This is a genomic window from Leuconostoc sp. UCMA20149 (assembly GCF_030400235.1).
Classification (GTDB): domain Bacteria; phylum Bacillota; class Bacilli; order Lactobacillales; family Lactobacillaceae; genus Leuconostoc; species Leuconostoc pseudomesenteroides.
In genome coordinates, this window is sequence record NZ_VJYC01000009.1 from 45,043 (window position 1) to 65,986 (window position 20,944).

18 protein-coding genes and 1 other annotated feature are annotated in these 20,944 nt (G+C 37.6%); of the genes, 17 read left to right on the forward strand and 1 reads right to left on the reverse strand.

The annotated features are described in order from the left end of the window. Positions 1 to 152 precede the first annotated feature (152 nt). The 8 genes from trpB to FF105_RS07960 all read left to right on the forward strand — a co-directional run bounded on the left by trpB (position 153) and on the right by FF105_RS07960 (position 7,050). Positions 153 to 1,340, forward strand: coding sequence for a tryptophan synthase subunit beta (gene trpB, locus FF105_RS07925; protein ID WP_290046579.1), 1,188 nt, complete (start codon positions 153 to 155; stop codon positions 1,338 to 1,340). Continuing rightward, on the forward strand, positions 1,333 to 2,358 hold the full coding sequence (gene trpD / locus FF105_RS07930) for an anthranilate phosphoribosyltransferase (protein ID WP_168441484.1): 1,026 nt from the start codon (positions 1,333 to 1,335) through the stop codon (positions 2,356 to 2,358). Before trpB ends, trpD begins: the two co-directional genes overlap by 8 nt. Then, positions 2,355 to 3,143 carry an indole-3-glycerol phosphate synthase TrpC gene (trpC, locus tag FF105_RS07935; protein ID WP_168441483.1) on the forward strand — a complete coding sequence of 263 codons (789 nt, stop codon included), beginning with the start codon at positions 2,355 to 2,357 and terminating at the stop codon, positions 3,141 to 3,143. Before trpD ends, trpC begins: the two co-directional genes overlap by 4 nt. Continuing rightward, entirely contained in the window at positions 3,140 to 3,715 is a 576-nt protein-coding gene (locus tag FF105_RS07940; protein ID WP_168441482.1) for a phosphoribosylanthranilate isomerase, read from the forward strand. The genes trpC and FF105_RS07940 overlap by 4 nt, the downstream gene beginning before the upstream one ends. Further along, positions 3,712 to 4,497 (forward strand): tryptophan synthase subunit alpha, encoded by a 786-nt coding sequence (gene trpA, locus FF105_RS07945; RefSeq protein WP_168441481.1) that lies wholly within the window; start codon positions 3,712 to 3,714, stop codon positions 4,495 to 4,497. Before FF105_RS07940 ends, trpA begins: the two co-directional genes overlap by 4 nt. After that, a complete protein-coding gene (gene trpE / locus FF105_RS07950) occupies positions 4,475 to 5,839 on the forward strand; it encodes an anthranilate synthase component I (RefSeq protein WP_290046580.1) in 1,365 nt (454 codons plus the stop codon). Before trpA ends, trpE begins: the two co-directional genes overlap by 23 nt. Beyond that, complete coding sequence (locus FF105_RS07955; protein ID WP_168441479.1) at positions 5,836 to 6,420, forward strand: anthranilate synthase component II; 585 nt, start codon at positions 5,836 to 5,838, stop codon at positions 6,418 to 6,420. Before trpE ends, FF105_RS07955 begins: the two co-directional genes overlap by 4 nt. A gap of 93 nt (positions 6,421 to 6,513) precedes the next feature. Continuing rightward, entirely contained in the window at positions 6,514 to 7,050 is a 537-nt protein-coding gene (locus tag FF105_RS07960) for a VOC family protein (protein ID WP_233610738.1), read from the forward strand. A 53-nt stretch (positions 7,051 to 7,103) separates the two neighbouring features. On the opposite strand, the gene FF105_RS07965 is transcribed toward FF105_RS07960, so the two are convergent. After that, positions 7,104 to 7,418 (reverse strand): SemiSWEET family transporter, encoded by a 315-nt coding sequence (locus FF105_RS07965; protein WP_114667003.1) that lies wholly within the window; start codon positions 7,416 to 7,418, stop codon positions 7,104 to 7,106. 197 nt (positions 7,419 to 7,615) lie between these two features. After that, positions 7,616 to 7,858 (forward strand) — a binding site (T-box leader). A gap of 207 nt (positions 7,859 to 8,065) precedes the next feature. On the opposite strand from FF105_RS07965, the gene FF105_RS07970 reads away from it, so the two are divergent. From FF105_RS07970 to FF105_RS08010, 9 genes are all read left to right on the forward strand, one after another. After that, positions 8,066 to 8,965, forward strand: a complete 900-nt coding sequence (locus FF105_RS07970) for a methylenetetrahydrofolate reductase (RefSeq protein ID WP_168441477.1) — start codon at positions 8,066 to 8,068, stop codon at positions 8,963 to 8,965. A 42-nt stretch (positions 8,966 to 9,007) separates the two neighbouring features. Continuing rightward, positions 9,008 to 11,299 (forward strand): 5-methyltetrahydropteroyltriglutamate--homocysteine S-methyltransferase, encoded by a 2,292-nt coding sequence (gene metE / locus FF105_RS07975; protein WP_168441476.1) that lies wholly within the window; start codon positions 9,008 to 9,010, stop codon positions 11,297 to 11,299. 158 nt (positions 11,300 to 11,457) lie between these two features. Continuing rightward, the gene (locus FF105_RS07980; protein ID WP_168441475.1) at positions 11,458 to 11,898 is read left to right on the forward strand and encodes a MarR family winged helix-turn-helix transcriptional regulator; all 441 of its coding nucleotides are present in this window, start codon (positions 11,458 to 11,460) and stop codon (positions 11,896 to 11,898) included. After that, positions 11,888 to 13,225, forward strand: coding sequence for an MFS transporter (locus FF105_RS07985; RefSeq protein ID WP_308738171.1), 1,338 nt, complete (start codon positions 11,888 to 11,890; stop codon positions 13,223 to 13,225). The genes FF105_RS07980 and FF105_RS07985 overlap by 11 nt, the downstream gene beginning before the upstream one ends. Before the next feature lie 343 nt (positions 13,226 to 13,568). Next, complete coding sequence (locus FF105_RS07990; protein WP_168441473.1) at positions 13,569 to 14,000, forward strand: universal stress protein; 432 nt, start codon at positions 13,569 to 13,571, stop codon at positions 13,998 to 14,000. A gap of 181 nt (positions 14,001 to 14,181) precedes the next feature. Further along, positions 14,182 to 15,861: a D-lactate dehydrogenase gene (gene dld / locus FF105_RS07995; protein ID WP_168441472.1), complete on the forward strand. Its 1,680-nt coding sequence runs from the start codon at positions 14,182 to 14,184 to the stop codon at positions 15,859 to 15,861. A gap of 399 nt (positions 15,862 to 16,260) precedes the next feature. Then, positions 16,261 to 18,081 (forward strand): pyruvate oxidase, encoded by a 1,821-nt coding sequence (gene spxB / locus FF105_RS08000; RefSeq protein ID WP_290046584.1) that lies wholly within the window; start codon positions 16,261 to 16,263, stop codon positions 18,079 to 18,081. A gap of 151 nt (positions 18,082 to 18,232) precedes the next feature. Further along, complete coding sequence (locus FF105_RS08005) at positions 18,233 to 18,640, forward strand: GNAT family N-acetyltransferase (protein ID WP_290046585.1); 408 nt, start codon at positions 18,233 to 18,235, stop codon at positions 18,638 to 18,640. Between the two features lie 201 nt (positions 18,641 to 18,841). Beyond that, positions 18,842 to 20,944, forward strand: a complete 2,103-nt coding sequence (locus FF105_RS08010; protein ID WP_290046586.1) for an ArnT family glycosyltransferase — start codon at positions 18,842 to 18,844, stop codon at positions 20,942 to 20,944.

A 20,944-nucleotide genomic window follows, 5' to 3' on the forward strand; every position in this document is an offset into this window, starting at 1 on the left:
AACTGTTGAGACGCGTTTTAATTCGAGTGGTTTTTTAAGTACCATTTGATTTGGACGAAATCAGGTGGCACCGCGGGAAACCGTCCTGAAATTTTTGCAAAAGCAAATTTTTCAGGGCGGTTTTTTGTTTGCTTAAAGAAAAGAGGAAAAGAATGACAAAAAAAGGATACTACGGTGAATATGGTGGACAATTTGTTCCGGAATTATTAATGCCTGCAATTAATGAGGTCACAGAAGCCTTTAATAAATATAAAGAGGATCCAATTTTTAATAACGAATTGAAAGACTTATTTGACAACTATGCAAATCGACCATCTATGTTGTATTATGCAAGAAATATGTCTAATGATTTGAGCGGTGCACAAATTTATTTAAAAAGAGAAGATTTAAATCACACGGGCGCACACAAAATCAACAATGTTTTAGGTCAGGCATTAATTGCAAAACGAATGGGTAAAACGAGATTAATTGCTGAAACAGGTGCTGGACAACATGGGGTGGCAACAGCCACAGCTGCTGCTTTGTTTGGCATGGAAGCTGAAATATTTATGGGTAAAGAAGATACCGAACGACAATCATTAAATGTATATCGTATGGAATTGCTTGGCGCTAAAGTTCATGCCGTTACAACGGGAACACAAGTTTTAAAAGATGCAGTCAATGCTACATTCCAAGATTGGACTAAAAGAATTGATGATACATTTTACGTACTCGGTTCGGCCGTTGGACCACATCCATTTCCAGAAATGGTCAAATATTTCCAGTCAATTATTAGTGAGGAAGCTAGAAGCCAATTCTTAGAGCAGACGGGGCGATTACCAGATGCAGTTCTCGCCGCAGTTGGCGGAGGATCGAATGCGATTGGGGCATTTGCCAAATTTATTGATGATCCGGAGGTTGAATTAATAGGTATTGAAGCTGCTGGTAAAGGTGTTAATACTCAGCAAACAGCAGCGACAATGGCACTTGGAACAACTGGGATTTTTCATGGTATGAAATCACAATTTTTGCAGTCTGCTGATGGTCAAATTGATCCTGTATATAGCATTTCAGCGGGATTAGATTACCCAGGGATTGGACCGGAACACGCTTATTTAAAAGATATTAATCGGGCAAAATACGTGCCAATTACAGATGAGGAAGCAGTAGAGGCATTTGAATATATTGCCAAAAAGGAGGGTATTATTGCGGCAATTGAGAGTGCGCACGCTGTGGCGTATGCAATGAAAATCGCGCCAAAAATGAGAAAAGATCAACAAATTATGGTTAATTTGAGTGGACGTGGTGATAAAGATGTTGCTGCTATTGTGCGATACAAGGGAGTGGACATTCATGAGTAATATTCAAAAAGCGTTGTCAAAATTAATCAAATCGCAAGACTTGAGTTCTGAAGATGCGTTTCAGGTTATGAATGATATTATGGACGGAAAAGTTTCTGATCCAGAAATTTCTGCCTATTTAATGGGATTAGCAATCAAGAAAGAATCAGTTTCTGAAATTGTTGGTTCTGCAAAAGCCATGATAGCACATGCAACTAAAATTGAGCCGGCTTTTGACGCAATCGATATTGTTGGTACTGGTGGTGATTTGTCGGGCACATTTAATATTTCGACAACTGCCAGTTTCATAGTCGCTGCAGCTGGTGTGCCAGTTGTGAAACATGGTAATCGTGCTGCCAGTTCTAAGTCAGGGACAGCCGATGCCTTAGAGGCATTGAATGTTGCAATTGATTTGAAACCTCAACAGGCCACTGATGTTCTATCTCACGCCGGGCAAACTTTTTTATTTGCTCGTTCATATCATCCAGCTATGAAGTATGTGGGTGCAATTCGAAAGTCCCTAGGTTTTCGTACAATATTTAATATTCTAGGACCACTGACAAATCCCGCACGACCCCAAACAATGTTGATTGGGGTATATTCAAAAAAACTCTTAGTTCCGTTGGCAAAAGTTTTTTCCGAGTTAGGTGTCAAAAAAGCGATATTAGTTCATGGGCAGGACGGATTGGATGAAGTCACTTTAACGACGAAAACAGATTTGGTCGTATTAGCTGATGGTCAAATAAAAGAAAAAACTTTTAACCCGACAGAGTATGGCTTTGATTTTGTATCAATTCAAACTTTGCGTGGTGGTACACCTGTTGAAAATGCTCAAATTACTCGCAATATTTTATCTGGCATTATCTCGGGACCAATGAAAGACGTCGTGATTTTAAATGCTGCGTTAGCATTATTGATAGCTCAAAAAGCAGCAACAATTGACGAGGCAATTCAATTGGCTGAACACATATTGGATAGTGGAAAAGCATTAAGACAATTAGAATTACTACAACAAACGACTAAGGCGGCCACTACATGATATTAGATAATTTAGTTAGTGCTTCACGACAAAATATGTTAAAGCGACAAACAAAAAAAACACTTGTTGATTTGAAAAAAGAGGTTAAGAGTCTACCAAATTCCAATACGTTTTCTTTTGAAAATAATTTGTATAGTGACAAAATTTCTGTAATCGCCGAAATTAAACAAGCCTCACCCTCAAAGGGACAAATTGTGTCTCCTGAAGCGTTCGATTATCAACAAATTGCTGATGAATACGAAAAAGCCGGTGTGGATGCAATCAGTGTTTTGACTGAAGAAACTTACTTTAAAGGTTCTCTTGATATTTTGAAAAATGTCGCAGCGAAAAATAATATACCAACACTTCGCAAAGATTTTATCATTGATCCTTATATGATTTATGAAGCTAAAGCGGCAGGGGCGCAAATTATTTTGTTAATTGTTGCAATTCTAACTGATGACGAATTAGGGTCATATCTGTCTTTAGCAAATAAATTAGGGCTTTCCGCTATTGTTGAGGCACATAATGATGAAGAAATTAAACGAGCAGTAAACGCAAAGGCACGAATTATTGGTGTTAATAACCGAAATTTAAAAAACTTTACTGTAGATTTTAATAATACAATTCGTTTACGCCAGTTAGTGCCTGCTGATGTACTCTTTATTTCTGAGTCAGGAATCAAAACCCGGACAGATGTCGAGGTTTTGGAACAGAATGGCGTGAATGGTATTTTAGTTGGTGAAACTTTCATGCGTGCTACGAATAAAATAGCAAAGATTAATCAATTAAGAGGTGATGAATGACACGAATTAAGTTATGTGGCAACTTTCGTTTACAAGATGTTGATTATTTAAATGAAGTTAAACCAGATTTAGCTGGTATTATCCTGGTTCCAAATCGGCATCGTTCGGTAACTTTTGAATTAGCCCAAAAAATGCGAAATACGTTGAATATAGATATCCCCTTAGTGGGCGTATTTTCTAACCAAAACACCAGTGAAATTCTCGCGTACAAGGATATTATTCAAGTAGCTCAGCTCCATGGTCAAGAAACTGAGCAACAGGTTGATGAAATTCAAAGTTCGGGTCTGCCAGTTATTAAGGTTATGAAGCCAGACTTTCAATTTAAAACATGCGCGAAAAACCGTATGATTGATGAAGGCGCAGGCACAGGGAAAATATTTGATTGGCGCAAATTTAAACCTGATGACCCTTTAGATTTTCTGGCTGGCGGTTTAACAACGCATAATTTACAGAGAGCAATCTCTTTATTGAATCCCAAAACAGTTGATATTAGTTCAGGATCAGAGGTTAATGGTATAAAAAACTTAGAAAAGATGCGAGAGTTGGTGCGTATAGCAAGGAGTAATAAATGAATGACATTATACAAGCGTTAAAACATAAAAATGCTTTTATTGGATTTACCGTAGCCGGATATCCTGATTTTGAAAAAAGTGCTAAATATATAGTTGATATGGCAAATGCTGGAGCGGATTTAATTGAAGTTGGCATAGCTTTCAGTGATCCTAGCGCCGATGGGCCAACAATAATGAATGCTGATCAAAAAGTACTTGCAAAGGGCACAACAACAGAGGACGTGTTCAGATTAATGACTGAGGTTCGTAAGCATACCAATGTACCTTTGGTGTTCTTGACATATACCAATCCTGTTTTTAAATATGGTTATGAAAAATTTTTGAGTAAGATGAAGTCTTTGAATATTCAGGGCATTATTATGCCAGATATGCCTTTAGAAGAACAAGAGGTATTTCTAAATATTGCGCAACAATACGGACGTGCATTTATTCAACTTGTGACATTACAATCCGGTAATCGATTGGCTAAAATTGTGTCACATGCTTCCGGATTTATCTATGTCGTTAGTTCTTTAGGAATAACTGGGTCACAAAATGAATTGTCTAACGAAGCAGACAAAATTGTCACTAGCATAAAGGAATTGACAGATATTCCAGTTGCGGTGGGATTTGGTATTACTACCTATGATCAAGCTAAATTATTTTCCTCTGCAGATGCGATTATAGTTGGTTCAGCACTTGTTAGGATAATCGAAGAGCATCCTGATGATGCCACGATATACTTAATTGAATTTATTCAAAAAATGAAAGGAGCACGCAATGCGACAAATCAAAACGATTGATGCAGACACTTTAACCGTTATTAGCGCCTATTTTCGTTTGCGCGGTGAACACAGCTTTCTACTAGAGTCAGTACCGACTGATAGTGAAAAATCTCGTTATTCAATTATTGCAGTTGATCCGGTACATGAGTTTAGCACGGTGGGTCATTCAGTGACAATTGATGGGCAAACGACTGAGCATAATGATCCATTAATGGCTTTACAAGATTTGGTGGTTACGGAAGATGAATGCCTGGACGAATTGCCTTTTCAAGGAGGCGCTATTGGTTACGTAGGATTTGATATGATAGCCACGTATAAAAAATTAAACAATCTGCCTGAAAACGATTTAGGTATGCCAGATAGTCATTTGTTTCTATATGAAACGTTTATTATTTTTGACCATCAGTTGGAAAAAATTCAAATCGTCGTTGATAACGTTTATTCAGGCCGTGGCAATTTAAATGAAATCAGTATGGCTATCGAAAATAAGTTAAAACTACCAATCGCTGATGAACTCGTACCTGTGCAATTACACGATTTAAAACCAAAATCAAACTTAACGCCAGATCAGTTCGAAGCGATTGTTAACCATACAAAAGAGCTAATTCAAGACGGTGATATGTTTCAAATGGTGCCCTCTCAAAGATTTAGCTTTGCGTTTGATGATAAGCCGTTTGATTTTTATAGGCAATTACGACGCACTAATCCATCGCCATACATGTACTATATGGATTATGGTGACTATCAAATCATTGGTTCATCTCCTGAAAGTTTGGTCACGGTCCGTGGTGAAACAGTAACGACTAATCCGATTGCTGGGACTAGAAAAAGAGGACAAACGGTTGAGGAAGATATTGCAATTGCCCAAGAGCTAAAAAATAATGAAAAAGAACTGGCTGAACATCGTATGTTAGTTGACCTTGGTCGTAATGACCTTGGAAAAGTATCTCAATTTGGTAGTGTACAAGTGACCACACTGCTTGAAATTCAAAAGTATCGTTACATTATGCATTTGGTCTCTGAGGTTAGTGGTAAATTAAATGAACATACGCCTGCAATTTCTGCGTTGAAAGCGACTCTACCAGCTGGAACAGTCAGCGGAGCACCTAAAGTACGGGCACTACAGCGCATTTATGAAATGGAATCTGTCAGTCGCGGTGTTTATGCGGGGGCAATTGGGTATTTATCTCGCGACAACCAAATGGATTTTGCAATAGCAATCCGCACAATGATTGTTAAAAATAAAAAAGGATATGTTCAAGCAGGTGCTGGCATTGTGTATGACTCTGTGGCAGAAAATGAATATCAAGAAACATTGAATAAAGCTAAGGCATTACTAAGCGTGGGAGTGAACAGATGATTTTATTAGTAGATAATTATGACTCGTTTACCTATAATCTAGCACAAATTATTGGCACTAAAACTTCATTAGTTGTCCTGAGAAATGATGATGAACGACTTTATACGATTGCTAACCGTGCCAATGGGATTATTTTTTCCCCAGGTCCTGGACAACCCAATCAGGCTGGTGAGATGGAAAACATGATTCGTCACTTTGCTGATAAAAAACCAATGTTAGGTATATGTTTAGGCCATCAGGCTATCGGAGAAGTTTTTGGTGGCAAAGTGAAAAAAGCTAGTGTCATCAAACATGGTAAAACCTCAAATATGGTCACTGTCCATCATTCGGACTTATATGGTGGGAAAATATTGAAAGTCATGCGATATCATTCGTTAGTCTTGGATGCACATCATGTCCCAGAACATTTTATCGTTACTGGACTATCGACAGACGATAACGAAATAATGGCGATTCAACACGAATCATTACCGATATTCGGACTACAATTCCATCCTGAGTCAATTGGAACACCTCAAGGAAACCAGATGATTGAAAATTTTATTGAAATTGTTCATAACAATAAAATAATTGACCGGTAAACAAATAGCATTACAACCTATCACCAAAGTGATAGAATACCTTTAATGTCTAGTACCACTATTTCAGTATCATTCGTTTACGGAGGTTATCTATTGCAAAACGATAAAAATATATTGGGTATTAATCACATAGGGATAACAGTGCCAAGTATTGATGAAGCGACCCAATTTTTCAAGGCTGCTTTCAATGCTAAAATAGCTTATGATGGTTTATCTCATGATGACCAACCTAGAACAGGTGAAACAACAGCACGTCAACTGGGTATTGATGAGACAACCAAAATTGTCAGACAAAGGATGTTGGTTATTGGGCAACAAGGACCAGGTCTTGAATTGTTTGAAATGCAAGCGAATAGTCAAAGTAAACCCGTTGGCTTACAAGATCTTGGTATCAATCATATTTCAATATTTGTAGCTGATATTGAAAATGCCTTAAATAAGGCCCAACAAGCGGGTGCTAGGCCACTATCAGAAATTCATGGTAATTCAAAATATGAGGATACAAAAGGCAACGGCAGTGTATACGTTCTTGCGCCTTGGGGTACTTTAATTGAGTTACAGTCCATTCCAAATGGTCATTATTATCCAGATGACAGTGAGCGTAAAGTATGGACGCCGAAAAATCATTAATATTTTCGGAATTAAAACGCTACTTTTTCATTTTTTTGAAAAAGTAGCGTTTTTTAATGAATGTAAATTGTGATGACAGTTACTAAGCCAAAAAAGATGCCGGGGACATTAGCAATAATTACTGGCCAGTCTTTATAGGTTTTGTTCCAACCATAACCGGTCCACAAAGACGCGTTAATCATGGCTACAAAGGGTTGCAAAAAACCAACTGGATGTCCTGAAAAATTACTCATGATTTGAGGAATATAGGATATATACATTGCTATGCACATCAATGTTGCTAATCGACTGAGTAGTTTGAGTCGTTTAATTCTGTCAGATGAAATTGCCTCGTCACCTTCTGGATATTTTGATGTATCAATTCGCATGTAAACTCCTTTTTTTCTGTTAGATATAAATAATATAATACCATTCTTGAAAAATATTGCAAAAGACGGCACTATTTTCTTTAACTTGCATGACGTTTTCTGAAAATAATAATCGTAAGTGAAACGGATTATTCAAGAAAATTAGTCAAATATGGTATTGCAATAAAATGATAATAAGAGTATAGTGATTACAAATAGATGAGACATTGAAGAGATAAGTAAACTTACTGTGTGATTAAAGAGAACCAACGTTTGGTGAAAGTTGGTATTACAACGAAGTTGAAAATGGTCTTGGAGTCGTAAGTAGTATGAGCTCTTAGTAAATGCTACTCGGGTGCGCCCGTTAACGCGTCAGGGTATCTCATCAGATGTACCTGTTAAGTGTCAAGCAGTAATGCTTGGCAGAATTTGGGTGGTAACGCGATTCAATCGTCCCATAATCTTTGCCTGTTAGGTGAAGATTATGGGATTTTTTTTAATTTCTAATCAATACTAGGTAAATCAATATGCGAGTTAATTTTCAAAAAATATATTACTTACATGCTAACAAAATGACAACGGCTGTTTATCTGAATGGTAGTGGGGCAGTGGATGCAGTCATGTCTTTTTAATTGAACAGACAGTTAGTTTAATTAAAAGGAAAAATTATGACGAAAATTAATCAAATTTACAAAACAAAACCTGTTCCGGTTTTATCATTTGAAGTTTATCCACCGCACCAGGAAGAAAGTGTGACCTCACTTTTTCAAACACTAGAGGAATTGAATCCAAGACAAGCGGGAGTTGACTTTATTAGTGTTACATACGGTGCCGGGGGCAGTGCAAATCATGAACGCACACAACAAATTGCCAGCTACATCCAAAATCACTTTGGTGTAACGGCGCTTCACCATTTAACTGGCATTAACCAAACACCAGCAACTTTGCATCAGAATTTGAGTGAGATGAAAGCCGCTGGAATTGAAAATATTTTGGCGGTTCGGGGCGACTTGCCGTCATCGGATTATGATAATAGTTGCTATCCATTTGCAAAAGATCTCATTACGGATATAAAAAAAGAAAACGATTTTAGCATTGGTGCTGCAGTTTATCCCGAGGGACATGTTGATAATCCAATTACTGGAATCAGTGTCGGTGGTGTGAGAGAAAAAATTAGTGCAGGCAGTCAATTTCTCATTTCACAATTGTTTTTTGATAATCATGCTTTTTACAAAATGCAAGAAGAGCTAAAAAATAATTACATTCAGATTCCAGTATCAGCGGGCATTTTGCCTATTATTAGTCAAAAACAGGTTGAAAAGCTAACTTACATGATTGGTTCCTCTTTACCAGCCAAACTAGCTAAAATCGTGCATAAATATCAAGACAATCCAGAGGCACTTCGACAAGCTGGCATGGCTTATGCTATGGAACAGATTTATGATTTATTAGATCATGGGGTAGATGGCATTCACCTTTATGCAATGAATCAAGCAGACATTTTGACAACGATGTTACCAAAAATAAACGACTATATTCAGTGCAAAAATAAAAGATACGCTGTTTAAAAAATCACATTTAGTAAACAATACAAAATACAGGAGTAAGACATGAGCAATATTGTAAAATCTTCAAATTTAGGGTATCCCCGCTTAGGTGAACATAGAGAATGGAAAAAGTTATTAGAAGCCTATTGGCGTGGTGAAATTGATGATCAAAAATTCCATGAAACTGCTAAGTCATTAAGACTTAATAATTTAAAAAAGCAACGCGCATTTGGATTAGATATCATTCCGGTTGCTGACAACTCAGATTATGATCATGTTTTGGACACTATCGCGGCATTTAATCTCATTCCAACACGTTTTGGTAGTTATGACCGTCCGCTAACGCTATCAGAATATTATGCTGTTGCTCGTGGTAATAAGGAAAATGTGGCGGCGGATATGACAAAATGGTTTAATATTAACTACCATTACACTGTTCCCGAATTTGACAATACTAAACCACGCCTTTTAGATAATCGTTGGTTACGCTATTGGCAAGAGGCAAAAGAAGAATTAAATATCAACGGTAAACCAGTTATTCTGGGGCCAGTCACGCTAATAAAGCTTGGTAAACTTAACGGTGAATATGTATCATCACCAGAAGATATCAATCGACTTTTGGATCAAATATTACCACTTTATGGTCAGGTTTTTCAAGAACTACAGGAAGCAGGTGTTCAGTGGGTTCAATTGGACGAACCGAGTTTGGTCAAAATTGACGACGATTCAGCTATTGCGCCTTATCAGCGTGTGACAGCTTATTTACACGAGATTGCACCCAAGCTAAATATTGAATTACAAACGTACTTTGATTCACTCGACACTTATCAAGCTGTGGTGGATTTGCCAGTACAGGCGATTGGTCTGGACTTTGTGCATGGCAATGACGAGAATTTAAAAAGCATTCAACAGTATGGTTTCCCTGAGAATAAGATATTAGCCGCAGGTATAGTCGATGGTCACAATATATGGACAGCTAATTTGCAAGAAAAACTTGACTTAGCGAAAACATTGCAATCTTTGGCGCCAAATTTGTGGTTACAACCCAGCAATTCTTTGCTCCACGTCCCAATCACAAAAAAATACGAAACAGCAGCAAGCGCCGCGTTATTTGGCGGTTTAGCATTTGCTGATGAAAAGCTTCAGGAATTAGTCACACTTACAAATGCTTTAAATGGCAACCAAGATGTTGATACTTTTGAGGACAACAAACGTGCTTTGAAAGTGCTAAAAGATTCAGAGGCTCGTAACAATGTCAATGTTCAAGCGGCAATAAAGAATTTATCCAAACAACGATTTGAACGTCAATCACAATATGCTATCCGTTCAAAAAAACAAGATGATATTTTAAATTTGCCGCTTTTACCCACGACAACTATTGGCTCATTTCCCCAAACTGCCGTTGTGCGGGCAAAGCGTGCCGCATGGCGTAAAAAGGAAATATCTGATTTGGAGTATCAAGACTTTGTTAAAGCAGAAACAAAACGTTGGATCGAACTACAAGAAAAACTTGGGCTAGATGTCTTGGTGCATGGTGAATTTGAACGGACCGATATGGTGGAATACTTTGGTCAAAAGTTAGCTGGCTTTTTTGCCACGCAAAACGGATGGGTGCAGTCTTATGGCTCACGAGGTGTTAGACCACCAGTTATTTATGGGGATGTTGATTATTTAGAACCAATTACGGTTGCTGAATCGACTTTTGCACAAGAACAAACAGATAAACCGGTGAAGGGCATGATTACTGCACCCTTGACCATTGTTAATTGGTCATTTGTAAGAGATGATGTGCCACGCGCGACAGTTCAGAATCAAATTGCTTTGGCGTTGAGACAGGAAGTCATTAATTTGGAAAGGGCTGGCATTAAGATTATTCAAGTCGATGAACCCGCATTACGTGAGGGATTACCGCTAAAAAAACGTCATTGGCAAGATTATTTGAATGAAGCTGTTTATTCATTTAAAATTACGACAACAGGTGTTCAAGATGAAACACAGATTCATACACACATGTGTTATTCAGACTTTGAAGATATTATCGACACAATATCAAACTTAGATGCTGATGTGATTTCGATTGAAACATCACGTTCACACGGCGAAATCATTGCTGCTTTTGAAAATGCTAAATATGACAAACAGATTGGTTTGGGTGTTTATGATATTCATTCACCAAGGATTCCCACAACGACTGAAATTGAAGAAAACATTCGACGAGGATTAAAAGTAATTGATGCGAAACAATTCTGGGTTAATCCGGACTGTGGCTTGAAGACAAGAACTGAGGAACAAACAGTCGACGCACTACGACATTTGAAAGTAGCGCGAGATGTTGTACTCGCAGAACTGAGTTAATCAATTATTATTTAGTAATGAACAATTAAAAGAAAAACCGTTTACCACACAATTCAAGGTAAACGGTTTTTAAATAACCCCAAATTATAATTTGCAAAATAATATTTCTTTTGCTATATTTAATTAGTTAGCTAACTATCTAAAAAGGAAATCTATTTATGACTGAAAATATGGGAAAACTGTTAAAAGAGGCTTATTATGCTCTGAATAATGCTCTGGATAGCGTGGCGCGGCGGTATGATTTGACTGCAGCACAAATGGCAATGATTGATTTCTTGAGATTATCATCTGGTAAAAAAACAGTTAATCAAAGAGAAATTGAGCAAGAATTTAATATCAAAAGTTCAACTGTTACGCTATTAATTGACCGTATGGTAGCCAAAAATTTTATTGTACGCCGTGAATCAGCAAAAGATAAGCGAGTAAAAGAAATTTTTTTGACGACAAAGGGATTTGATATTAGTGATGTGATTAAAACTATCATCCAAAGTCATGATAGTTATGTACTTAATGGCTATTCAGACGGGGAAAGAGATGTCATTGTGTCATTTTTAAAGCATGTATCAAAAATAAGTTGGGATGGTCATGATGATCAATAACAAAAATAAATTAAGCATTATTGCGGTTGCTATTTTAGCGGCCGGCGGTATTATGGTGGAAACCGCGATGAATGTTACTTTTCCGGAACTAACAGCAATTTTTCACACATCTTTGAATAATATTCAATGGATAACGACTGCCTATTTGTTGGCCGTAACCGTAACAATGACAATAAGCGCCTATTTAACGAAAAGATTTGGCGTGAGGTTGATGTGGATTTTGGCTAATTTGCTTTTTGTTATTGGTTCTTTATTCGCTGGTTTGGCAACTAATTTAGGTATTTTACTATTAGGAAGAGTTTTAGAAGGCATTTCCGCAGGAATTGCGATGCCTTTAATGTTCAACTTAATCCTGATGCTAATACCAAGGCATAAAATAGGTGTTTGGATGGGAATTGGATCGATGGTCATTAGTTTAGCACCCTCATTTGGACCTAGTTATGGTGGTGCTTTAATTAGCAGTTTGGGTTGGCGTTCTATTTTCATCACACTACTAATTATTCCGGTGGTGTCCTTATGCCTTGGATGGTTTACGATACCTAAAAAAACTGCGAATCATCAAACGCCGTCATTCGACCTGATTGCTTTTATCCTACTCAGCATAGCTTTAATCTCAGGTATTTTGACGATCAATCAATTTGAGAGCGGTATGATTAACCCTGTAACGCTAAGCATTACAGCTATCACACTTTTACTCTTTATTTATCGTTCTCTGAGAAGTGAAAAAACATTTTTAAACATCAGGTTATTTAAACTAAAATCTTTTACATTATTACTGATTCCTGTGACGTTATATATGTTTGCTAATTTGGGCCTTGGTTTGTTAATTCCAAACTACTTGCAGACAATTCATCATACGTCAAGTCTATTAGCAGGATTTTCGTTACTCCCTGGCACTTTAGTAGGGGCATTTTTGTCGCCATTATTTGGGTCATTATATGATAAAATTGGCCCCAAAAAATTACTTATCACGGGTAATTCTATTTTTACGCTGTCCGTATTGTTTATGTATTTCGTCACGAACAACCTGAATTTATTAATGGTTATTCTTTCCTATACTATTTTCACGATCGGTCGGAGTATGGCTTTTAGTACGGGTATGACAGCTGCAATCGCAGATGTTCAAATTAATGATCAAAACGATGCAAATGCTATTTTGCAAGCCAGCCAAATGTTTATGGGCGCTGCTGGGACCACGGTAGCTGCTTTGTTTGGTTCTTGGAAAATTGAGCAAGGCATGCGAAACTTTTTGCTCATGATAATAATGATTGCTATGATAATATTTATTATGTTTTTCCTACAGCAGAAAAAAAGTAGAACTGCGTAACTCAGAATGTCAATGATTAGTTTATTAATCATATCATTAAAACACTGGCTATGATAGTGTAAACGCTTCCATTATTATATAAATAATTGTATAATGGTGATAGAGAAAGTTAATATCAGAATTTTGTTGATAACTTTCGACTCAATTTCTAATTTAATTAACAACTTGCTCGTTGTTTGTACTGAAAGATTAATCGTCATGCTTCGTGCATAAAGTTAATTGATTGATGACAAAGATGGTACTATTTGACTGTTTTGGTTGGATCATCATCCCCGAGTGGGTTGTTTTAAATTAGTCACAACGACATGAAACCACTGCAAACCAAGGTAGAAAGGAGAAACAAATGATGAAGACAATCGTTGTTGCTACTGATGGTAGTGACGCGGCCATGCGTGCAGTAGCATATAGTGCGAGTTTAGCCAAAAAATATGGTGCAAAAGTAGAAGTAATTAGTGTCATTCAGTATTCTACTGTTGCCTATCACGACGGCAGCCAAGTTTTTTATGCATCGATGACTGACAGTTTGACTAAGTTAGCCAATGAAAATGTTGCGAAGGCAGCCGGTGTTTTGGCAGAAAGTGATGTTTTGTATGATACGCACGTTTTTAAGGGTGATGCGCGATTTATACTTGTTAATGAAGTCATGGAAAAATTCAAACCTGATTTGATTGTAATGGGTAAAACAGGTACGACTTTGTTAACTCGAATGTTTATTGGTTCGACGGCGCGCTATGTTTCAGAACGGGCAGACGCTGATGTATTGTTGGTCAAATAATTTCGTATATCAATAGGTGAGTATCAGAATTTTAAAGGTTTTGATACTTTTTTTATTTGCAAGGATACGCTTTGAAATGAGATTTAATTGTTTTATTAACCAAAATATCAAAAAAAGCGTATCATTAAAAGCGTAATGATTAAAACGTTTTTTACAAACGTTATAGAGGGGAGAAGTTAATATGGACTTAGTCGAAGAACTAGTCAGTGTTGTTGGTAAAAAAAATGTTATTACTAACAAAGCAAAATCTTTACGTTTTAGGAAAGGGTACCGCTCAGGTAAGGGCGATGCAGTTGCAGTAGTATTTCCAACCACTTTAATGGCAATGTGGCGCGTGCTTAATGTTTTGCATGACAACAATATTATCATTATTATGCAAGCAGCCAACACTAGTTTGACTGAGGGTTCCGTACCAGCCCCGGGTTATGACCGTTCTGCTGTTGTTGTGAACGGCATGAAAATTAAAGATTTACAGTTAATCAATAATGGGGAACAGGTACTTGCATTCCCCGGTACGACACTATTTCACTTAGAAAATGAATTGCGACCACTTAAACGTGAACCACATTCAGTCATTGGCTCATCTAATTTGGGCGCATCGGTCATTGGTGGTATTAACAACAATTCTGGTGGTGCTTTGATCAGAAGAGGTCCAGCTTATACAGAGCTATCATTGTATGTTTGGATTGATGAACATGACGAAATGCACTTAGTTAACCATTTAGGTATTGATTTGGGCAAAACGCCCGAAGAGATTATTACTAATTTGCAGAACCGCAATTTTGATTTGAATCAAGTACCAGCTACTGAACATCATGGTTCAATGTTCCATCATGAACAGGTTGTGCGTGACGTTGAATCTGATAAGCCTATTCGATACAATGCAAATCCTAAAGAACTGTATGAAGTATCTGGATCGTCCGGTCACGTTGCGGCATTGGCTGTCCGCTTAGATACATTCCCAATGGATAAAAAAACACAAATGTTTTACATTGGAACGAATAATCCCGATGAGTTGGAAGATATTCGTCGCCATATTATGACGACATTCAAAGAATTGCCTGTTTCTGGTGAATATATGCATAAAAATGCTTATAAATTGGCCAAGAAATATGGTAAAGACTCGCTAATCGTGATTGAGAAAATTGGAACGGGTCATTTGCCCCAGATGTTTGCGCTAAAAGCTTGGGGCGAACGCTTTTTGAAGCACATTCCGTTTTTCAAGCCTTATTTCCCAGATCGCTTGCTTCAAACATTAAGTAATTTATTTCCTAATCAAATGCCAAAACGAATAGATGATTATTACGAAAAGTATGACCATTACCTACAATTGAAAATGGCTGGTAATGGTATTGAAGAAGCGCGAGAATATCTCAAATCTTATTTTGACAAGGCAAGTGGCGACTACTTTGAAGCCGATGCCAATGAGACCAGTAAAGCGGCAACTCACCGCTACGTAACAGCTGGTGTTGCGATTCGTTATCAAGAATTAAAACAGGATAGTATTGACATTTTGCCACTAGATATCGCGTTGGCAAGTAATGATTATAAGTGGTTCGAGCATTTGCCTAAAGAGATTGAAGACAAAATAGAACACAAAATTTATTATGGTCACTTACTTGATCACGTCATGCACCAAGATTATATTCTAAAACCTGGCGTCGATGCGCATGAACTTAAAAAAGAGATGCTTAAAATTTTGGATGAGCGTCACGCTGTTTATCCAGCCGAACACAATGTTGGTCATCTATATTTGGCAGCGCCGGCCTTAATCAAGCACTATAAGAAAAATGATCCAACTAATAGTTTCAACCCAGGCGTTGGTAAACAAACAATGTCTAAATATTGGGGCGAATACTAAAATAAAAAGTTTGTTAAAAAATAACCGTTATCGTCGTTTGTCGATTCATCGGTTATTTTTTTATTAGTGACTATGCAATGTGAATGTTTTACTTTTAGCTAAAACACATTTTAGAATAATTTAGATATTTTTGGTTTGACAATCTGTTCTGTCGTGCTAGCCTATATGAACATATTTGCTTAGACAAATCATTATTAGTAAAATCTATTTAAAAAGCTAATCTGTTAAACTTTGTGAAGCTATAATCATAAAACAAGCTAAATCATTTGATACCAAAGCAATGAGCACAAGTGAATAAATCATGAAAACGCTTGATATTAATTGTAAATTCGTATATAATTTTATTTATCGAAATGAAAGCGCTTACAACACTTTCATGTTTAGGAGGAAAATAGTAGCATGTCAGATAATAAAATTTCGGCCGGATTAGCAGCCTTAAAAGTTATGTCAGGATGGGGCGTTCACACGATGTACGGTATTCCATCAGGTACTTTGAGCGGGTTGATGAATGCGATGGGCGATCCGGAAAATAAAATCAGATTTCTGCAGGTCAAACATGAAGAAGTTGGCGCTATGGCAGCTGTTATGCAATGGAAGTTCGGTGGTAAATTGGGTGTGGCCGTTGGGTCTGGCGGTCCAGGTGCAACGCATTTAATAAATGGTCTTTATGACGCGGCAATGGATAATATCCCAGTGTTGGCTATTTTAGGTTCCAAACCAGTACGTGAGTTAAATATGGATTCGTTTCAAGAATTAAATCAGAATCCAATGTATGACAATATTGCTGTTTATAATCGTCGTGTCGCAACCGCAGAACAGTTGCCACATCTTGTTGATGATGCTATTCGGACGGCAATTGCCAAACGTGGGGTAGCTGTACTAGAAGTACCGGCTGATTTTGGCTTTAACGAAATTGATGCTGATTCACTTTATTCGACGCCACTTTATTCGTCTGGCTTAACTTATAAAGAATATAAGTCCGCACCAGTTGATGAATCCGATATTACTGCTGCTGTCGACATTCTTAACCAAGCTAAGCGTCCAGTGATTTATGCTGGTATTGGTACGATGGGTCATGGGGCAGCAGTCCAAGCGCTATCTCGTAAGATGAAAGCACCAATTATTACAACAGGTAAAAACTTTGAAACATTTGATTGGGATTTTGAAGGTTTCACTGGCTCCACTTTCCGTGTTGGTTGGAAGCCAGCTAACGAAGCTATTCTTGAAGCTGATACTGTCCTGTTTGTTGGTACAAACTTCCCATTCTCCGAAGTTGAAGGCACTTTCCGGAACGTGAATAAGTTCATACAAATTGACAATAACCCAGCAATGTTGGGTAAGCGTCATCAAAATGACGTCGCTATTCTAGGAGATGCGGGTGAAGCGATTGCCGCCATTTTAGCTAAAGTATCACCCGTAAACGATTCACCATGGTGGCAGGCGAACGTGGCTAACGTCAAAAATTGGCGTGACTATATGAATAAACTTGAGCAAAAAACTGAAGGTGATTTACAGGCCTATCAAGTTTATAATGCTATCAATAAATACGCAGCAGATGATGCTATTTTCTCAATTGATGTCGGTAATGTTACGCAAATGTCCGTGCGTCATTTGCATATGACAGACAAAAATATGTGGCGGACATCACCGTTGTTTGCCACAATGGGGATTGGGTTGCCAGGTGGGATTGGTGCCAAAAACACTTATCCGGACCGTCAAGTGTGGAATTTGATGGGAGACGGGGCGTTTTCAATGACCTATCCAGATGTTGTTACCAACGTGCGCTATAAGTTACCAGTCATTAACGTTGTATTTACTAATACAGAATACGGATTTATCAAAAATAAGTATGAAGACACGAATACGTATAACTTTGGCGTTGACTTCACGGATGTTGACTATGCCAAAATTGCCGAAGCACAGGGTGCTGTTGGTTTAACCGTTAGCCGAATTGAAGACATTGATCGGGTAATGAAAGAAGCACTTGATTATTACAATCAAGGCCGCGTCGTTGTGGTCGATGCAAAAATCACCAAAGATCGTCCTATTCCTGTTGAAACCCTAAAGTTAGACACTAATTTGTATAGCGAATCAGTTGTTGAGGCCTACAAGGAAAAATATGAAGCACAGGATTTAGTGCCATTCCGTGAGTACTTAGAAGCACAAGGTATGACGTCGAGATATATTAAAGACAATAACGATAATAAGTATAGTTTTTAATCTTAAAAAGTAATTTCGCCCTCGAAGTTGCTTTTTTATTTTGCCAAAGCATCATACTGTGGTAGTATGAAAAGAACAAGAGGATTAAAATGCTACTTTATCAAAAAAAGCGTCTAATTAAATGATTACTATCTTTAATTAGGAGCAAAAAATGATCAATTATCAAATCAATCAAACAATCGCAGAAAATGATTTAACCAAACTGTACAATAGTGTCGGTTGGTTTGCCTATACTAACACTCGTGTAAATCTTTTGGCTGCTGTTGCAAATTCATTAATGGTTGTCAGTGCGTGGGCATATAATCAATTAGTCGGATTAGTTCGCGTTGTGGGGGATGGAGAGACAATTATTTTTATACAAGATATTCTAGTTGACCCAAAATTTCAAAGTCAACAGGTTGGCACAGAATTAATGAATCGTGTTTTGAACATTTATCCAAATGTTAGGCAAAAAGTGTTATTGACGGAAGAGGCGCCTGATGTCAGGCATTTTTATGAAAAGTTTGGTTTTAGGTCTGCTGATCAAGGGACACTTATTGCTTTTTACAAAAATTTTTAACGTAATGCAATAGAAAAGCAACAATGATTAAAAAATCATTGTTGCTTTTTTAGTTGTAAATATATCGCATGCTGTTTAATGAGTTTTTTGTTCTATGATAATGAGATCAGACTAATGCTTTAATGTTCATTTTATTTATATTTAACTTATATCTACTGAAGCGATATTAGAATAATGATATGTCAAAAGGAGGTACGCATTTTGCGATTAAAAAAAGTAAATAAAACAGATTGGTGTTTAGTTGGTATTTTGATACTAAGTGCCTTTCTGTATGGTTGGGGTATATGGAACGCTGGTAGTGCTAATAGCTACTACACAGCAGCGATTACCTCAATGACAAAAAGTTGGTCGAATTTTTGGTACGGCGCGTTTGATCCAGCAGGATTTATTACTGTTGACAAACCACCAGTCGCATTATGGCTAATGGCTATATCAGCTAAAATATTTGGTATACACGCTTGGTCAGTTGTTTTACCAAGTGTCTTGGCGGGTATAGGATCTGTTTACTTAATGTATCAGTTATTAGCACCAAAATTTGGTTTATGGGCCGGACAAGTCGGGGCGTTAATTCTGACACTGACGCCAACGGTGGTTGCTAATAGCCGTACGAATAATATGGATGCTATACTAGTATTTTTCTTGCTTTTAGCTGTATATATTTTACAAAAAGCAGTTGCTAAGAAAAATATTTGGCTAGTCATTGTCAGTTTTGGCTTGATTGGTGTAGGCTTTAACATTAAAATGTTACAAGCTTTCATGATCTTACCAGCAATGCTTGTTTATTATTGGGTAGCAATCAAACTACCATGGAAAAAGAAAAGTGCTTGGTTAGTTGTTGGTATGGCTTCCTTATCGATTTTTACAGTAGCTTACCCATTAGCAGTCGATTCGGTTGACCAATCTAGTCGGCCATATATTGGTAGCTCACAAACAAACTCATTAATGGAACTAGCGTTTGGATATAACGGGACCGAAAGATTATTAGGACAATCAACAGGAACCGGCGGTGCTTTCCCTGGTATGGGAAATACTAAAAAATCAAAAGGCACTCAAAAAAGTAACGGTACTCCGAGTGGTAAAAAGCCAAGTGGTTCAGCGCCAACTGGTAAAATGGCTGGTAAAGCGCCGACAGGAAAACCCAGTGGTGGGAAAGCCCCCACTGGTACGCCACCAAATCAATCCGCAAATAAAAATACCAAACAGACTAAAAGCAAGGCACCTAGTCAAGCAGTTAAAATGACTGGAAAGCCACAAGGTGGACAGGGTGGTGGTAACAGTGCATTTGCTATTGGATCAGCTGGACCATTTAGGCTTTTCCAATCAGATTTGGGTTCACAAATTGGTTGGTATCTGCCACTTGCAATTCTCGGACTTATTGCTGGTTGGTTTGGATTTAGAAAGCGTGGGGCTAAGTGGTACTATGTCTCTGAGGAACAATCTGAGGTTCTGCTCTGGGCAGGTTGGTTCGTTCCAGTCTATGGCTTCTTCTCAGTTGCTAGCTTCTTTCATCCATATTACACAATTATGTTGGCCCCTGCGATTGCTGCATTAACAGCAATTGGCGTGGCAGCAGTTGTGAAAATGTCTGCTCAAAGCAATAAAGAATCAATGATTGTACGAATAGTCGTTGGTGTGGCCGTATTAACAACTCTCCTACTGCAAGCGTACTATGTATGGTCGTATTACCAAATTATCAGCATTGCTATGATTATTGTAGCAATTGGCTTGTCTATTTGGTGGCTATTGCCTAGACACATCAATAGCAAAATAAAAATTATTTTATCGGCAATTAGCATTCTACTAATGGCAAGCTGGTGGTCATTAACACCAACATTGTCGCATAATTCTGCAGCAATACCAGCCGCCAGTCCGTCACTTCTAAGCCAAACTGGTGGCAGTGATATGGGTGGAGAAGTCAATAGTCAATTATTGAGTTATACCAAGAAGCACCAAGGTAATGCCAAATATTTGTTTGCCACAACTGATTCTAACTCGGCATCTGGATATATTATCAAGTCCGGTAAAGCAGTCATGGCATTAGGTGGTTATCACGGAACAGATCCAACTATGTCACTTTCTGAATTCAAAAAGCTAGTCAAGTCGGGACAACTGAAATACTTCGTGATGGGCAACAATAGTAAGACCTCGAGTGGTCAAATTAGTAAAATACTAACTTGGGTTAAAAAGAATGGTACTACGGTCACATATAGTTCTAGCACATCAAATCAAAGTTCCTCAGGACAACAAATGGGTGGTCAATCACAAAGTTCAACATTATATGATTTATCAAATATATATCAATAA

Coding starts and splice junctions, on each gene's coding strand:
- metE (WP_168441476.1), top strand. CDS start 9,008: ATGAGCAATATTGTAAAATCTTCAAATTTAGGGTATCCCCGCTTAGGT.
- FF105_RS07985 (WP_308738171.1), top strand. CDS start 11,888: ATGATCAATAACAAAAATAAATTAAGCATTATTGCGGTTGCTATTTTA.
- FF105_RS07955 (WP_168441479.1), top strand. CDS start 5,836: ATGATTTTATTAGTAGATAATTATGACTCGTTTACCTATAATCTAGCA.
- FF105_RS07940 (WP_168441482.1), top strand. CDS start 3,140: ATGACACGAATTAAGTTATGTGGCAACTTTCGTTTACAAGATGTTGAT.
- FF105_RS08005 (WP_290046585.1), top strand. CDS start 18,233: ATGATCAATTATCAAATCAATCAAACAATCGCAGAAAATGATTTAACC.
- dld (WP_168441472.1), top strand. CDS start 14,182: ATGGACTTAGTCGAAGAACTAGTCAGTGTTGTTGGTAAAAAAAATGTT.
- spxB (WP_290046584.1), top strand. CDS start 16,261: ATGTCAGATAATAAAATTTCGGCCGGATTAGCAGCCTTAAAAGTTATG.
- trpC (WP_168441483.1), top strand. CDS start 2,355: ATGATATTAGATAATTTAGTTAGTGCTTCACGACAAAATATGTTAAAG.
- trpB (WP_290046579.1), top strand. CDS start 153: ATGACAAAAAAAGGATACTACGGTGAATATGGTGGACAATTTGTTCCG.
- trpE (WP_290046580.1), top strand. CDS start 4,475: ATGCGACAAATCAAAACGATTGATGCAGACACTTTAACCGTTATTAGC.
- FF105_RS07980 (WP_168441475.1), top strand. CDS start 11,458: ATGACTGAAAATATGGGAAAACTGTTAAAAGAGGCTTATTATGCTCTG.
- FF105_RS07990 (WP_168441473.1), top strand. CDS start 13,569: ATGATGAAGACAATCGTTGTTGCTACTGATGGTAGTGACGCGGCCATG.
- trpD (WP_168441484.1), top strand. CDS start 1,333: ATGAGTAATATTCAAAAAGCGTTGTCAAAATTAATCAAATCGCAAGAC.
- trpA (WP_168441481.1), top strand. CDS start 3,712: ATGAATGACATTATACAAGCGTTAAAACATAAAAATGCTTTTATTGGA.
- FF105_RS07970 (WP_168441477.1), top strand. CDS start 8,066: ATGACGAAAATTAATCAAATTTACAAAACAAAACCTGTTCCGGTTTTA.
- FF105_RS07965 (WP_114667003.1), bottom strand. CDS start 7,418: ATGCGAATTGATACATCAAAATATCCAGAAGGTGACGAGGCAATTTCA.